Below are 15,433 nucleotides of genomic sequence, written 5' to 3' on the forward strand. Positions count from 1 at the left end.
TACGGGGAATACATTTCTCCGTATCTAAATTTTCATCGGTAAAAGTGTAACTTTTACGGTTGAAGACTTAGGTCTTGATCTTAGACTGAAGATAGTAGGGGCGAAAGCTTAATTAGTCTGTGCGAAATCACAAATGAGTATGGATTCATACACCCTATTAGAAGGTCGGAAGGAGTAGAAATGACAAGAACTAGAAAAGAAGAACTAGTAGCAGAGATGACAGCAGAGTTCAAGGATGCTGGTGCGATCATCGTCTGTAATTACAAGGGTATGACTGTTGAGGCTCTTGAGACTGTGCGTAACATGGCACGTGAAGAAGAGACCAAAGTTAAGGTCATCAAGAACCGTCTTGCTTCTGTTGCATTGGAAAATGCAGGTTGTGAAGCATTGGAACTTAAAGATACAAACCTTGTAATCTGGGGCGACACACAGGTACTTCCTTGTAAGGTTGCCGATAAAGCAGCCATTCAGTTCAAAGAACACTTTTCGATTAAATCAGGTTTGATCGAAGGCAAGATTGCATCTATGGATACCATCAATGCGATGGCTAAACTTCCAACAAGAGATGAACTACTTGGTATGCTTCTTAATGTTTGGAATGCACCAATACAGAACTTTACTATTGGATTAAAAGCACTTGCTGATAAAAAAGAAGTGGAAGAAGAGGCATAATGTATGCGATGAGAGCCGCAGGCTCTTTTTTAGCAGGAGATAACTCTTGCAATATTTTGAAAATTGTTTATAAAAGGATAAAACTATGGCAACGACTAAAGAAGATGTATTAGAGTTTATTTCTAATCTTTCTGTACTTGAGCTTTCTGAGCTTGTAAAAGAATTTGAAGAGAAGTTTGGTGTAACTGCACAAGCAACTGTTGTGGCTGCTGCTGGTGGTGCTGCTGCTGGTGAAGCTGCTGAGGAGAAGACTGAGTTTGATGTTGTTCTTACCGATGCTGGTGGGAAGAAGATTAATACCATTAAAGTTGTTAGAGCAATTACTGGTCTTGGACTTAAAGAAGCAAAAGCTGCTGTTGAAGAGACTCCATCTGTACTTAAGGAAGGTGTCTCTAAAGAGGAAGCAGAAGAGTTTAAAAAACAGATTGAAGAAGCAGGTGCTTCTTGTGAACTTAAATAATTACTATGATTTTAAAGACTTCAAGCATAGGCTTGAAGTTTAGTTATATCTACCTCAACTAGATATACCGATAAGCTATTCGGAGACATTTCATACCCTCCTCTAATAGTTTCTTTGTGTATCTATATAACATATGAACTTTATTGTTCATTATTAGACATCTAAACAAATGAAATATTCATACCAATCATCATCATAAGGATAAATATGTTAAATTCTTTGCATTCTGGCAATAGACTCCGTGTCGATTTCTCTAAAACACCCAGAGAAATAGAGATCCCAAACTTGCTTCAACTTCAACAAAAAAGTTATGAAAACTTTCTAATGTTAGGAGAGAAAGATAGAAAGAACTCTACACTTGAAAAAGTATTCCGTTCAGCCTTTCCTATTCATGATCAACAAAATCGTCTGACATTGACCTATAAGAATTCTGAGATTATCAAGCCTAAGTACACTATTAGAGAGTGTATGGAGAGAGGTCTGACTTATTCAGTATCGTTAAAAATGAATATTGAGTTAATTATTTGGAACCGTGACGAGAAGACAGGTGAGAAACTAGACCCTAAAGAGATTAAGCAACAGGCTGTATTTGTTCGTGATATCCCTTTAATGACTGATAGAACTTCATTTATTGTAAATGGTGTTGAGCGTGTAATTGTTAATCAGCTTCATAGATCTCCAGGGGTTATTTTTAAAGAAGAAGAAGGTACGACTGTTGGAGGTAGTCTTCTTTATTCTGCACAGATTATTCCTGATCGCGGTAGTTGGCTCTATTTTGAGTATGATGCAAAAGATATTCTCTACGCACGTATCAATAAAAGAAGAAAAATTCCTGTGACAATTCTCTTTAGGGCACTCGATTATTCTAAAGATGACATTGTCAAACTTTTCTATCCAACCAAAGAGATTATTATTAAGGATAATAGATTCCTTGTTAGATTTGATCCAAATGACTTTGTTAGAAGGGCAGAATATGATATTAAAGATATTGATGGTAATGTTATTGTCAATGCGGGTAAACGCTTAACAAAGAAAAAAGCACAAAAGTTTTTCGAGGAAGGGCTGGAATGGGTTGAGTATCCGCTTGAAATATTAATGGAGCGTCACTTGGCTACTGCGGTTATCGATCAGGAAAGTGGCGAAGTGCTTTACGATGTTGTCGTATCACTTGATGAGGCAAAACTTAAGAAAATGATTGATCAAGGTATTGATAAGATTGAGATTATTGATGACCTTGCAGAGGGTACTGATAAATCAATTATTAATGCATTTATTGCAGACCAAGAGAGTCTTAGACTACTCAAGCAGACAGAAGAGATTGATGATGAGAATATTCTTTCTGCTATTCGCATCTATAAGGTGATGAGACCAGGTGAGCCAGTTACATCTGAAGCAGCAAAAGTATTTCTTAGGCAGCTTTTCTTTGATCCAGAAAGATACGATTTGACAGAAGTTGGGCGGATGAAGATGAATCATAAACTTGGACTCAATACACCAGAATATATTACTGTACTAACAGCAGAAGACTTGATCAATACGGTTAAGTATCTGATAAAGGTTAAGAATGGACAGGGGCATATTGATGACCGTGATCATCTTGGTAATAGACGTATACGTGCAATTGGTGAACTACTTGGTAATGAGCTTCATGGCGGATTGCTCAAAATGCAAAAGGCAATCAAAGATAAAATGACAACAATCTCTAGTACGCTTGATGATTTGATGCCACATGATCTTGTGAATTCTAAGATGATTACCAATACCATTCTTGAATTCTTTTCATCTGGTCAGCTTTCACAATTTATGGATCAAACCAATCCACTCTCTGAAGTAACACACAAACGTCGTCTTTCTGCATTAGGTGAGGGCGGTCTTGTCAAAGAGCGTGCTGGATTTGAGGTACGCGATGTTCATCCAACACATTATGGACGTATCTGTCCAATCGAGACACCAGAAGGTCAAAATATTGGTCTAATCAATACACTAGCAACATACTCAAAGGTAAATGAGCATGGGTTTATTGAGGCACCATATAAAATAGTTAGAGATGGAAAGGTAACTGATGAGATTGTCTATGTAACAGCGACACAGGAGGAGGACAAGTGTATTGCACCAGCTTCAACTAAAGTGGATGAGAATGGTTATATTGTTGAAGATCTTCTTGAAACACGATTGAATGGAAACATTGAACTAAATGAAAGAAATCGTGTTGATCTGATTGATATTTCACCATTAATGATATCTGGTTCTGCTGCAGCACTTATTCCATTCCTTGAGCATGATGATGCTAACCGTGCTCTAATGGGATCAAATATGCAACGTCAAGCGGTACCATTGCTTAAAACTGAAGCACCTGTCGTGGGTACTGGTATGGAAGCAATTATCTCCCGTGATGCATGGGAGGCAATTAAGGCAAAGCATTCTGGTAAAGTTGAAAAGGTAGATGCAGAAAATATCTATATTATGGGTGAAGATGAGACAGGTGTCTTCATCGACCACTATTCACTTGAGAAAAATATTCGCACCAATCAAAATACTACTTTCACACAGATGCCAATTGTTAAACTTGGAGATAAGATTGAAGCAGGGCAAGTAATTGCTGATGGTGCAAATATGGATCAAGGTGAACTTGCTATTGGTAAAAATATTATGGTTGCTTTTATGCCTTGGTATGGATATAACTATGAGGATGCAATCATCGTTTCTGAAAAAATTATTCGTGAAGATACATTTACTTCTATACATACCTATGAAAAAGAGGTAGAGGCACGTGAGCTTAAGCATGGAACAGAAGAAATTACTCGCGATATCCCCAATATTCGTGAAGATGAATTACTTCACCTTGATGAGAGCGGTATTGTTAAAATTGGTACTTATGTAAAACCGGGGATGATTCTGGTAGGAAAAATTTCACCAAAAGGTGAAATTAAACCAACGCCAGAGGAGAGGCTCCTTAGGGCAATCTTTGGTGAAAAAGCAGGACATGTAGTGAATAAGTCGCTTTATTGTCCAGCATCTATGGAAGGGGTTGTTGTTGATATTAAAGTCTTTACTAAAAAAGGTTACGAGAAAGATGCACGTGCGATTCAGGCATATGAAGAGGAGAAGGCAATACTTGACAGGGGTCATCATGATCAGTTATTAATGATTGACCGTGAGGAGATTTTTCGTATTGTCCACTTCCTCTCTGAGCAAGAGTTGGCAAAAGATGTCACTATTGGTAATGTTGAGTATAAATCAGGAAACAAGATTCCTGGAGAAGTAATAAAGGGTATAAATCGTTTTGCCCTTAGAAGTGTAGTACAATCTTATAGTGATGAAGTACAAAATGAATATGAAGTACTTAAAAACTACTTTCTCAAGCAGAAAAAAAGACTAAAAGTAGAGCATGAAGAAAAACTTTCTATTCTTGAAAAAGATGATATTCTTCCATCAGGTGTAACGAAACTTGTCAAAATTTATATTGCAACTAAGCGTAAACTTAAGGTTGGGGATAAGATGGCAGGACGTCATGGAAATAAAGGTATTGTTTCCAATATTGTTCCTGAGATTGATATGCCATACCTTGAGGATGGTCGTCCAGTTGAGATTATTCTTAACCCGCTTGGGGTACCTTCTCGTATGAATATTGGACAGATTCTTGAGGTACATCTTGGATTGATTGGTAAACGTTTGGGTGAACAGATTCAGGAGATGTTTGATAATCAGACAGAAGAGTTTATTCAGAAACTTCGTACAAAGATGATTCAGATTGCCGATATTGCTAAATTGATGGATGCAAAAGAGACACTAAATAGTATGAGTGATGAAGAATTACTTAAATATGCTAGGGATTGGGCAAGAGGCGTGAAGTTTTCTGTACCAGTCTTTGAGGGAGCAAATCAAGCAGAATTTGAAAAACTCTTTGAATTAGCAAAAATTGACAATGATGGCAAAATGACACTTTATGATGGTAAGACTGGAGAGAAGATGATTGAGCGTGTCAATGTTGGTTATATGTATATGCTAAAACTACACCACCTTGTTGATGAGAAAGTACATGCCCGCTCGACTGGTCCGTATTCATTAGTTACGCAACAGCCAGTTGGAGGTAAGGCACTATTTGGCGGGCAGAGATTTGGAGAGATGGAAGTATGGGCACTAGAAGCCTATGGTGCGGCACATATACTCAAAGAGATGCTCACAATTAAATCAGATGATGTAGAGGGTAGGGCTAGAGCCTATAGAGCAATTACTAAAGGCGAATCGGTACCAGCATCAGGTGTTCCTGAAACAATGTTTGTATTGACCAAAGAGCTTCAGGCACTTGGTCTTGATGCAGAGCTGTATGAGAACAAAAAAGAAGTGGAGAGCGAAGATGAGTAATAAAATTTTAGAACATTTGGTACCAATCGATTTAAATAGCGATGAGAGACCACAGGATATTGCGGCTCTTCAACTGAAAGTGGCAAGTCCTGAAAAAATTCTTTCATGGAGTTATGGAGAGGTTAAGAAGCCTGAAACAATTAACTATAGAACCCTTAAGCCTGAGAGAGATGGTCTCTTTTGTGCAAAAATATTTGGACCAATGCGTGATTATGAGTGTCTATGTGGTAAATATAAAAAGATGCGCTATAAGGGTGTTGTCTGTGAAAAATGTGGAGTTGAAGTGACTGCTTCTAAGGTTAGAAGAAATAGGATGGGGCACATTGATCTGATTGCTCCAGTAGCACATATTTGGTATGTCTCTTCATTGCCATCACGTATTGGTACACTGCTTGGTGTAAAGATGAAAGACCTTGAGCGTGTACTCTATTATGAAGCATATATTGTTAAGAATCCTGGAGAGGCAAGTTATAGTAACGAAGGGTCAAATTCTCTTCAGAAATATGATATTCTCAATGAGGAGCAGTATCAACAGATTGTATCACGCTTTGGTGATACGGGACTTGATGCACGCATGGGTGGTGAAATTGTCAAAGAGCTACTCGAAGAGCTTGATCTTGTAGAAATGTTTGCACAACTCAAAGAGGAGATTGCGGCAACAAAATCTGAAGCGAAAAGAAAAACTATTGTCAAAAGACTTAAAGTTATTGAAGCTTTTCTTCATTCAGGCAACCGTCCAGAGTGGATGATGTTGACACAATTACCAGTGCTTCCACCTGATTTAAGACCATTGGTTAGTCTTGATGGTGGAAAATTTGCTGTTTCTGATATGAATGATCTCTATAGGCGTGTTATTAACCGAAACCAACGCCTTAAGCGCTTAGTGGAGCTTGATGCACCAGAGATTATTGTACGCAATGAAAAACGTATGCTTCAAGAAGCAGTAGATGCACTTTTTGACAATGGTCGCCGTGGCAATGCCGTTAAAGGTGCCAATAAGCGTCCACTTAAGCCACTTTCTGAAGTAATTAAAGGTAAGCAAGGACGTTTTCGTCAGAACCTTCTTGGAAAGCGTGTTGACTTCTCTGGGCGTTCAGTTATTGTTGTTGGTCCTGATTTGAGAATGGATCAGTGTGGTCTACCTAAAAAGATGGCAATTGAACTCTTTAAGCCACACCTGATGGCAAAACTTGAAGAGAAAGGCTATGCAACAACATTAAAACAAGCCAAGAAGATGATTGAGAAGCAGGAGAATGAAGTTTGGGAGTGCCTTGAAGAGGTAGTTGAAAATTATCCTATTTTACTTAACCGTGCCCCAACACTACATAAACTCTCTATTCAGGCATTTCATCCTAGGTTAATTGAGGGAAAAGCAATTCAGCTTCACCCACTTGTTTGTTCTGCATTCAATGCTGACTTTGATGGTGACCAAATGGCAGTACATGTACCACTTTCAGATGAAGCAATTGCGGAAGCAAAAGTCTTGATGCTCGCATCAATGAATATTTTACTTCCAGCTTCTGGTAAAGCAATTGCAGTACCGTCACAAGATATGATTTTGGGTCTGTATTACCTGACCCTTGAAAAGAAAGATGTTAAAGGAGAGCATAAGCTTTTTGCCAATGCCGAAGAGGTAGAGATTGCATTTGAACAACAGGCACTTGATCTCAATGCGCGTATTAGAACAATTATTGATGGACGCATTACAACCTCTACGGCAGGTCGCCTAATCTTGAAATCAATTATTCCTGATTATGTACCTGAAATGTACTGGAATAAAGCACTTAAGAAAAAAGATATTGGTAATATAGTTGACTATATCTATAAAGAGAGCGGTGTTTCTGAAACAGCTGGATTTCTTGATAACCTCAAAGATATAGGTTTCAAATATGCAACCAAAGTTGGTGTCTCTATCTCTGTAGATGATATCAAAATCCCTGATACAAAAGAGGAGATTGTACGTAAAACAAAAGAGGAAGTTAAAGAGATTCAGCGTCAGTTTGGAGCAGGATTGCTAACAGATCAAGAACGATACAACAAGATTATTGATATCTGGACTGATGCGAATAATTCCATTGCCTCTGCGCTAATGGAGCTAATTAAAAAAGATAAAGATGGATTTAACTCTGTTCATATGATGGCAGACTCCGGTGCAAGGGGTTCTGCGGCACAGATTAGACAGCTTTCAGGTATGAGGGGTTTGATGGCAAAATCTGATGGATCAATTATTGAGACACCTATTACTTCAAACTTCCGTGAAGGATTGAATGTATTGGAATACTTTATTTCAACACATGGTGCACGTAAAGGTCTTGCAGATACTGCATTGAAGACAGCCAATGCAGGTTATCTGACTCGTAAACTAATTGATGTTGCACAGAATGTAAAGATATTCATGACAGACTGTGGTACGCATGAAGGTGTAGAGGTATCTGATATTGTTGTGGGCAACGAGATGATTGAGCCACTTTCAGACAGAATTTATGGACGTGTACTAGCAGAAGATATCATTGATCCTATTACCTCTGAAGTATTGGTAAACGAGAGTACAATGATTGATGAAGAGACTGCCAGGCGTGTTCAAGAAGCTGGTGTACGTTCAGTGGTTATGAGAGCACCTTCAAGTTGTAAGGCACCAAAAGGAATTTGTGCGAAGTGTTATGGGCTGAATATGGCAGATAATAAAATGGTTAAGACTGGGGAAGCAGTTGGCGTTATTGCAGCACAGTCAATTGGTGAACCAGGAACCCAGTTGACACTGCGTACTTTTCACACTGGTGGTACAGCAACAGCTGGAAAAGAAGAGCGTCAAGTTATAGCAACGCAGGAGGGTTTTGTGCGTTACTACAATCTTTCCGTCTATAAAAACTCAGAAGGACATTTAATTGTTGCCAATAGACGTAATGCAAGTGTACTCTTGGTTGAACCAAAGATAAAAGCAATCACAAAAGGAAAAGTATCTATTGTGGTTACACATGATGAGTATATTGTTTGTGTAAAGACAGATGGACAGGATGAAGTGCGTTACAATCTAAGAAAGTCTGATATTGCTAAATCAAATGAGCTTGCTGGTGTTGCTGGTAAAGTTGAAGGAAAACTCTTTTTATCGTTTAATGATGGAGATCATGTAGAAGAGGGCGACTCTATTGTTGAAGTAATCAAAGAGGGATGGTCAGTACCAAGCCGTATTCCATTTGCTTCAGAGCTAAAAGTGGAAGATGGTGCACCGGTGACACAAGAAGTCAAGGCAGAGTCTAAAGGAACTGTAAAATTTTTCCTTCTCAAGGGAGATTATCTTGAGCCAATAGATAAATTTAATGCTGGGACAAAAGTAGACGAGAAGGGTCTTTTCGCAGTTATTGTAGATGAAAATAATCGTGAAGCTGCACGTCATTATATATCAAGAGGATCGGTTGTTAAAGTTAATGTGAATGAAGTGGTAGAGAGAGGTGCAACACTCTCTGCACCTGAAGTGACCACACAGGTGGTGATTGCCGAGTGGGATCCTTACTCTGAACCAATTATTGCTGAGCAAAAAGGTACTTTAAAGTTCGAAGATATTATTCCAAGTATCACTGTGGTTGAGCAGTTTGATGAAGTAACTGGTGATACTAGACTAGAGCTTAATGAGCATATTCCTGCAGCATATAAACCAGCAATTGTGCTTGCTACCGAATCGGGAGAGCTGATTCGGTATCAGCTTGATCCTAAAACAATTCTCTTTGTCAATGATGGGGATAAGGTAAATATTGCTGATATTTTGGCAAAAACACCTAAAGCAGCAATTAAGTCTAAAGATATTACTGGAGGTCTTCCAAGGGTTTCTGAACTTTTTGAGGCAAGACGCCCTAAAGATATTGCACTGATTGCACAAATTGATGGTATAGTAAGTTTTGGTAAACCGTTACGTGGTAAAGAGAGACTTATTATTACTGGTGAGAATGGACAAGTGATTGAACAGTTTGTTGATAAGGGTAAAACGATTCTTGTCCATACAGGAGAATATGTCCATACAGGCGAGAAACTTACTGATGGTGTAATTTCAAGTCATGATATTCTGTCTTCATTAGGAGAAAAAGCACTATATGACTATATTGTATCTGAAGTACAGATGGTTTATCGTAGGCAAGGGGTTAATATCTCTGATAAACACATTGAGATTGTTGCATCACAGATGATGAGACAAATTAAGGTTATAGAAAGTGGTGACAGTAATTTCATTGCTGGAGATATTGTCTCTAGACGTAAGTTCCAAGAAGAGAATGAGAGAGTGATTAAGCTTGGTGGTGAACCAGCAATTGCTGAATCAATGCTAGTGGGTATCACTCGTGCGGCAGTTGGTGCAGACTCCATTATTTCTGCAGCATCCTTCCAAGACACAACAAAGGTATTAACCTCTGCCTCTATTGCTGGAACAATTGATGCACTTGAAGACCTTAAAGAGAATGTTGTCATTGGTTGTCTCATTCCAGTTGGTACCGGTATGATTGGTCAAGAAGATATTAAATTGACTTCTTCTTTGGAGGTGTAATTTACCTTTTGGCTACCATGATTGTTTGTGGTAGTCTCTCTATTATTTTTTTTAGTTAAGATATATAAACCCTCTTTTATACTTTTTCTCCTCATCGCTTAACTGGATAAAGCAGGGCCCTCCTAAGGCCTAGCTAGGGGTTCGAGTCCTCTTGGGGAGACCATAATTCTGTTTGTAGCTACTATATATGTATGTCTAAGGTTATTACATATTGATAATTCTATTTTCTTTACTGCGTGTTGTATCATTTAAAAGTACTATTTTTACAAGGTCTTCTTTCTCTACATTATCAATATCTTCTCCAAAACAGGCAATAGCATTACTTTCTGTTAATGGAGTAAGCATACCTGAGCCTATTTTATTGTTTCGAGTAGGGGTAAATATTCCATTTTTTATTGTTCCAATAATGATATTGGTACGCTTAGCTTTGAGCTTGATATCATGTGAGAATTTAGCATAATTAAAGGTGTGCCAGTGGGTATTGGCACCAGCAATCTTGTAAAGTATTGGAATGGAGATAAGGTGTACAGTAAGCATGGTTGTTAGTGGATTTCCTGGCATTGCCATCACAAAGGTATTGCCCATAGTGCCCATCATGGTTGGACGACCAGGTTTAAGGTTAATACCGTGAAAGAGTGACTTTAGCCCATTAGCAAGAAATGCTTCATGGAGAAAATCAGCATCACCCATACTGATGCCCCCTGTGGTAATAATTGCGTCAAAGTGTTTGAGTTTGGCAACAAATGTTTTGCTTGCTTCAAGATTGTCTGGAATACGACCTATATAGGTAGGGGAAAATCCAAAACTTTTTAGTAGAGAAGAGACACCAAAGGCATTAGCATTGTAAATATCATCCTCGCTGGCATTTTCCCACGGCTCTTTAATCTCGTCACCAGTGGATACCACAGCGATACATGGTTGCATAAATACCTCAACTGCCATGATTCCCTGAGCAGAAAGTAAAGCAATATCTGAAGCTCGAAGAATATAGCCTGCCTCGAAGATAGTATCCCCTGCCTTGAGCTCCTCACTTTTTTTTCTAAAGTTACTACCTAGCTTAATATCTTTAGGAATGGTAACTGCTTCATCAGTTATATCAATACAACTCTCAATGGGTACGACTGTATCGACATCAGAAGGTAGTTGTGCACCGGTCATAATGCGATAGCATTCATCCACTTTGAGTGATGCACTTGCCACTTCCCCAGCAAAGATAGTACTAGCAACTCTGAGCCGTTTTCCGGTATCTTTGAACCTAAATGCAAAACCATCCATGGCAGAGTTATCGAAAGAGGGGAGATTTTTTTTGGCAGTGATTGCTTTGGAGAGGATACGTCCATTTGCATCGGTAATGGCAATAATTTCACTTTTATTTTTGGGTACAGCATGATTAAAGGCTATAGTATGAGCCTCAAGAAGAGACAGAGTATCAAAAGTGGTCATAACCTTCTCCTTGCAAAACAGAAGTGTTGCTATTATAACTTAAGCGTATTAGGGAATACCTTATCTTAAGGAAAAACCAAAGATTTAAAATGATAGATTAATTTCTTTGTCTTAACAATTGTCCCATAGAGATAGTTTAAGTTAATGGATAATTATGCAAACTTCAGGAAAAGTCCAATAACCAGTGATAGCCCTATGGTGAGCGTAATAACTGATATGGTATGCCATGAAGGTGATATAATTTCTTTGGATTCAAGCCATTGAGCAATCCGCATTGCTGGGAATGCCATAAACACAAGCATGACGATACTAAAAACAAGTATAAGTATAATATCAAGCATAGTTATATTTCATAATATTGGTGTATAAAATTTAATTCTTCTATTTTTTCTATACGAAATTTTGCTTTTATAGAACTATTGTCATCAATAATAAGTAGTGTATCTCCATCCATTTTAAGATGATGCTTCCCCCATTCTTTTTCTAAGCGTTCAAACTCCTTAAAGAGACTCATATTTGTTGGTTTTTCTTTAAATGCTTTATTTTTTTTATGCTTAATTGTCAAACCACCAAAACGTTTTTCTAAATAGTAAGGACTGTAGTGCTGTACAATTTTATAGATACGCTTATTTTTAGACGAGGGTCTACTTTGGAAGAAAACTACCAATGCAGTAAAAGTAAAAGCAGCAAAGAGTGCTAGTGGTAGATACCTATTCCATGCTTGCTGTTTCATTTGTAGTTCCTAAAATCTTTTGTATAGACTACAGTATAGAGCTTTTTCTTTTATAAAATGTTGATACATATCAATCATAAGCATAAAAGGGTTATGTTATGATATTTTTCTATCTTTTAAAAAGGGCAAGACATGAAAAATTTTCTCTACTTAGAGGGTGCATATCTTATATTGGGAGGGATTATTCTTTTAGTCACATTATATGTAACAACAAGACCTTTCATGTCTTCAGGTGCAGTCAAAAAAGGCTTAATATTAATAACTACTATACTGGTATTCATGATAGGTATACACTATGTGGTTACCACTAAAAGAATGAAAGAGGTTAGGATTGCATTTGAGCAGAACAAACCAGTCATCTGTGAGAGTCGTATGCAGAGAAAAGTAGCACAAGCAGTGACGATACAGCGCTCAAAGGGATGGGTGCTTGAAGGTAAAAATTTTGTTTCCCCCAACTATACTAGACCCTTTTTTAGTGCTCGATGTATTGTAAAATAATATATCAAATGATTCCTACACCCATAAATATTTTTATGATTTTTATTTGTTTTCTTGATGCATATCAATCTCTTCGGTTTCAGAAAAGGTCATAATACCCTTATGCCTTGGATGCTTTTCGAAGTTTTTGGCAAATAGATAACTGACAGGAGGCAGACGATGGAAACGTTAATCATTAGGCCAGAGATAGCGTTGGATCAGTTCCTCCCTATTTTCATAGAGTCAACATTGGTTCTTGTCTTTGGCGTAGGGTATGCAGCAATTATTACCTTATCAAAAATGGGATTCTTCTCCAAAGGATGGATGCCTGTGGGATATCTATTTTGGGCATTACAAACCTACTTCTTGTATGATCTTTCTCTCTTGATACAGAGTAACCATTTTACGACAAAAGTATTAATGGTTACGATGCTAGTCTATATCTTTATACCGCATCTCTATTTCTATTTAATAGAAGAGGCGGAAAAGAAGTATGAAAATATACAAAAGAATATACAGGATTAAACAATGAACACAAGGTGCTTTAAAAGCTATTTAGGAGAGTTTCAATTAAGAAAAAGGAGGATACATGGCAAATGAGAATAAGTCAGTATGGGTTAGTATATCATTTTGGCGCCGTTCTGCAGCGTGGGTGACAGGATTTGCATCTATTTTGTTGATATGGTTGACATTTGATACGCTAGGTCAAATTAGTATGGGGACAGACGAGGATCTTAAAAGTGGGATAACCAAAAGGGTACCAGGTCCTACGGTAATCAATTATCATATTGATTACAAGATGAGCGAAAAAAGAGGGCATGAGGTACCAGTAATTGGAGAAAAAGAACTCTTTTTTGGTAAAGAATGGAGTAAGGAGGAAGCAGCAAAATTATTACATCTTGGTAAATTGACCTCTCAGGCAAAGAACTGTATGAATTGTCATACACTCCTAGGTAATGGTGCTTATTATGCTCCTGATCTTACCAAAGCGTGGCTTGATCCTGCATGGCAGAATGGTGGACCACTTCAGGGAATAACAGGAAAAAATACAGTAGAGGAAGCGATGGCAGAATTTCTACAACATCCATCTCGATACCCTACACATGCAAGAATGATGCCAAATCTTGGTATTACAGCAGAAGAAGCAAAAGGGTTAGTAGCATTTCTCAAACATATGAGTAGTATTGATACTAATGGTTTCCCAAGAAACTTCTCACAATCTGCTGACAGAATCAAAGGAGGTACACATGCTCACTAGTATCAAAACAAATGAATTTGCTGGAAATGAATCAAAAAAACTGGCAATGATGTATTTTAGGGTAGCGATTATACTCTTTGGCGCACAGTTGCTAATGGGACTTATTGCTGCAATTCAGTTTCTTGCACCAGGGTTCCTCTTTGAGCTTTTTGATTTCTCGGTAGCCAGAATGGTACACATCAATGCATTAGTTGTCTGGATGCTTTATGCAATGATAGGGTCAGTTTATTATATGCTATCTGATGAAACAGGGATAGAAACGGTTCATATTGGTATAGGAAAGCTTGCTTTTTGGGTATTGACTGCTGCAGTTACGGTTGTTGTACTTGTTTACATTTTTGTTCAAGTAGGTTCAGGAACAGAAGCAACTATTTGGTTAATTAATGAAGGTAGAGAGTATCTTGAAGCACCTAGATGGGCCGATATTGGTATTGTTGTGGTGGTTCTTACCTTCTATTGGAATGTATTTGCTACCTACATGAAAGGTCAAAAAACTGGAATTATGACTGTCATGGTTGCTAACTTGATGGCACTGGCGGGTCTCTATCTTGCAGGAATGTTCTTTACAGACAATATCTCTATGGACCAGTACTGGTGGTGGTGGGTTATTCATCTTTGGGTTGAAGCAACTTGGGAAGTTTTTGTTGGTACACTTGCAGCTTATGCACTAATCAAGATTATTGATGCAAAGCGTGAGATTGTTGAGATGTGGCTTTGGATTGAAGTGTTGATGTTGTTTGGATCAGGTATTCTTGGTTTAGGTCACCACTATTTTTGGATTGGTACACCTGAATATTGGTGGGAGATTGGTGCACTCTTCTCTGCACTTGAGCCAGTACCACTAGTAGCGATGTTTGTCCATGTTCTCTATGATTGGGGTAAAGAGCAAGGAATCGCTAAAGCAGAAGGAAAGCCAGGTTCAGTAATGAATAATGGTCCTGCAATGGCATGGATTGTTACTAATGCATTTGGTAACTTCCTTGGGGCAGGTATTTGGGGATTTTTCCATACCCTACCACAGGTAAATATTTATACACACGGAACACAATTTACAGCAGCACATGGACACTTGGCATTCTTTGGAGCCTATGCAACTATTCTTATTGGGATGATGTATATGGGTATTCAGGGTGCATACGGGATTGAGAGAATGAAGGCAACATTCAAGTCTAAAATGGCAATCTCTTTAATTACTTTTGGAGTACTTGGAATGACAGTAGCATTGACGATTGCTGGATATGAACAGGTACTGGTAGAAAGAGCAGATCTTGGAGCTAGCTGGAATGCATTTTTTACAGCACAGAATCTACCTTGGTATGTTCAAGCACAGCTTTGGAGAACGATTATGGGTGTGCTTACTTTTGTTGGGTTTGTCTATTTAGTATGGGATTTGCTAACAATTGGTAAATCGAAAGCAGATTAGAGGGAATCTGAGGTGGCTACAGCCTGATAATTAAAGCAGAGAGTATTTCTCTCTGCATCCTACTGTAATAA

The 15,433-nt window shown here is 38.2% G+C and carries 10 protein-coding genes and 1 tRNA gene; 9 read left to right on the forward strand and 2 right to left on the reverse strand.

All coding sequences use genetic code 11. The features are described from left to right. Positions 1–180: 180 nt before the first annotated feature. The 5 genes from rplJ (at position 181) to LGB01_04050 (ending at position 10,191) form a co-directional block, all read left to right on the forward strand. Complete coding sequence (gene rplJ / locus LGB01_04030; protein ID MCB4753366.1) at positions 181–672, forward strand: 50S ribosomal protein L10; 492 nt, start codon at positions 181–183, stop codon at positions 670–672. Positions 673–757: 85 nt separating this feature from the next. Further along, entirely contained in the window at positions 758–1,132 is a 375-nt protein-coding gene (gene rplL, locus LGB01_04035) for a 50S ribosomal protein L7/L12 (GenBank protein ID MCB4753367.1), read from the forward strand. A 207-nt stretch (positions 1,133–1,339) separates the two neighbouring features. Next, positions 1,340–5,497, forward strand: coding sequence for a DNA-directed RNA polymerase subunit beta (gene rpoB / locus LGB01_04040; protein ID MCB4753368.1), 4,158 nt, complete (start codon positions 1,340–1,342; stop codon positions 5,495–5,497). Next, positions 5,490–10,028: a DNA-directed RNA polymerase subunit beta' gene (gene rpoC, locus LGB01_04045; GenBank protein ID MCB4753369.1), complete on the forward strand. Its 4,539-nt coding sequence runs from the start codon at positions 5,490–5,492 to the stop codon at positions 10,026–10,028. The genes rpoB and rpoC overlap by 8 nt, the downstream gene beginning before the upstream one ends. Positions 10,029–10,115: 87 nt before the next feature. After that, a tRNA-Arg gene (locus tag LGB01_04050) sits at positions 10,116–10,191 on the forward strand. A gap of 41 nt (positions 10,192–10,232) precedes the next feature. On the opposite strand, the gene LGB01_04055 is transcribed toward LGB01_04050, so the two are convergent. Further along, a complete protein-coding gene (locus LGB01_04055; GenBank protein MCB4753370.1) occupies positions 10,233–11,471 on the reverse strand; it encodes a molybdopterin molybdotransferase MoeA in 1,239 nt (412 codons plus the stop codon). Between the two features lie 343 nt (positions 11,472–11,814). Further along, positions 11,815–12,204, reverse strand: coding sequence for a hypothetical protein (locus LGB01_04060; protein MCB4753371.1), 390 nt, complete (start codon positions 12,202–12,204; stop codon positions 11,815–11,817). 132 nt (positions 12,205–12,336) lie between these two features. On the opposite strand from LGB01_04060, the gene LGB01_04065 reads away from it, so the two are divergent. From LGB01_04065 to LGB01_04080, 4 genes are all read left to right on the forward strand, one after another. Next, positions 12,337–12,702, forward strand: a complete 366-nt coding sequence (locus LGB01_04065; GenBank protein ID MCB4753372.1) for a hypothetical protein — start codon at positions 12,337–12,339, stop codon at positions 12,700–12,702. Positions 12,703–12,861: 159 nt separating this feature from the next. Continuing rightward, positions 12,862–13,206: a hypothetical protein gene (locus LGB01_04070; GenBank protein ID MCB4753373.1), complete on the forward strand. Its 345-nt coding sequence runs from the start codon at positions 12,862–12,864 to the stop codon at positions 13,204–13,206. A 64-nt stretch (positions 13,207–13,270) separates the two neighbouring features. Continuing rightward, the gene (locus LGB01_04075) at positions 13,271–13,939 is read left to right on the forward strand and encodes a cytochrome c (protein ID MCB4753374.1); all 669 of its coding nucleotides are present in this window, start codon (positions 13,271–13,273) and stop codon (positions 13,937–13,939) included. Continuing rightward, positions 13,929–15,362, forward strand: coding sequence for a cbb3-type cytochrome c oxidase subunit I (locus LGB01_04080; GenBank protein ID MCB4753375.1), 1,434 nt, complete (start codon positions 13,929–13,931; stop codon positions 15,360–15,362). The genes LGB01_04075 and LGB01_04080 overlap by 11 nt, the downstream gene beginning before the upstream one ends. The last annotated feature ends 71 nt before the right edge of the window (positions 15,363–15,433 follow it).

Origin of the sequence: Sulfurovum sp., assembly GCA_020525365.1 — a bacterium.
Taxonomy (GTDB): domain Bacteria; phylum Campylobacterota; class Campylobacteria; order Campylobacterales; family Sulfurovaceae; genus Sulfurovum.

Excerpts from the sequence above, each read along its gene's own strand:
- rplL (MCB4753367.1), top strand. The coding sequence starts at position 758 with ATGGCAACGACTAAAGAAGATGTATTAGAGTTTATTTCTAATCTTTCT.
- rplJ (MCB4753366.1), top strand. The coding sequence starts at position 181 with ATGACAAGAACTAGAAAAGAAGAACTAGTAGCAGAGATGACAGCAGAG.
- LGB01_04075 (MCB4753374.1), top strand. The coding sequence starts at position 13,271 with ATGGCAAATGAGAATAAGTCAGTATGGGTTAGTATATCATTTTGGCGC.
- LGB01_04060 (MCB4753371.1), bottom strand. The coding sequence starts at position 12,204 with ATGAAACAGCAAGCATGGAATAGGTATCTACCACTAGCACTCTTTGCT.
- LGB01_04070 (MCB4753373.1), top strand. The coding sequence starts at position 12,862 with ATGGAAACGTTAATCATTAGGCCAGAGATAGCGTTGGATCAGTTCCTC.
- LGB01_04080 (MCB4753375.1), top strand. The coding sequence starts at position 13,929 with ATGCTCACTAGTATCAAAACAAATGAATTTGCTGGAAATGAATCAAAA.
- rpoC (MCB4753369.1), top strand. The coding sequence starts at position 5,490 with ATGAGTAATAAAATTTTAGAACATTTGGTACCAATCGATTTAAATAGC.
- LGB01_04055 (MCB4753370.1), bottom strand. The coding sequence starts at position 11,471 with ATGACCACTTTTGATACTCTGTCTCTTCTTGAGGCTCATACTATAGCC.
- LGB01_04065 (MCB4753372.1), top strand. The coding sequence starts at position 12,337 with ATGAAAAATTTTCTCTACTTAGAGGGTGCATATCTTATATTGGGAGGG.
- rpoB (MCB4753368.1), top strand. The coding sequence starts at position 1,340 with ATGTTAAATTCTTTGCATTCTGGCAATAGACTCCGTGTCGATTTCTCT.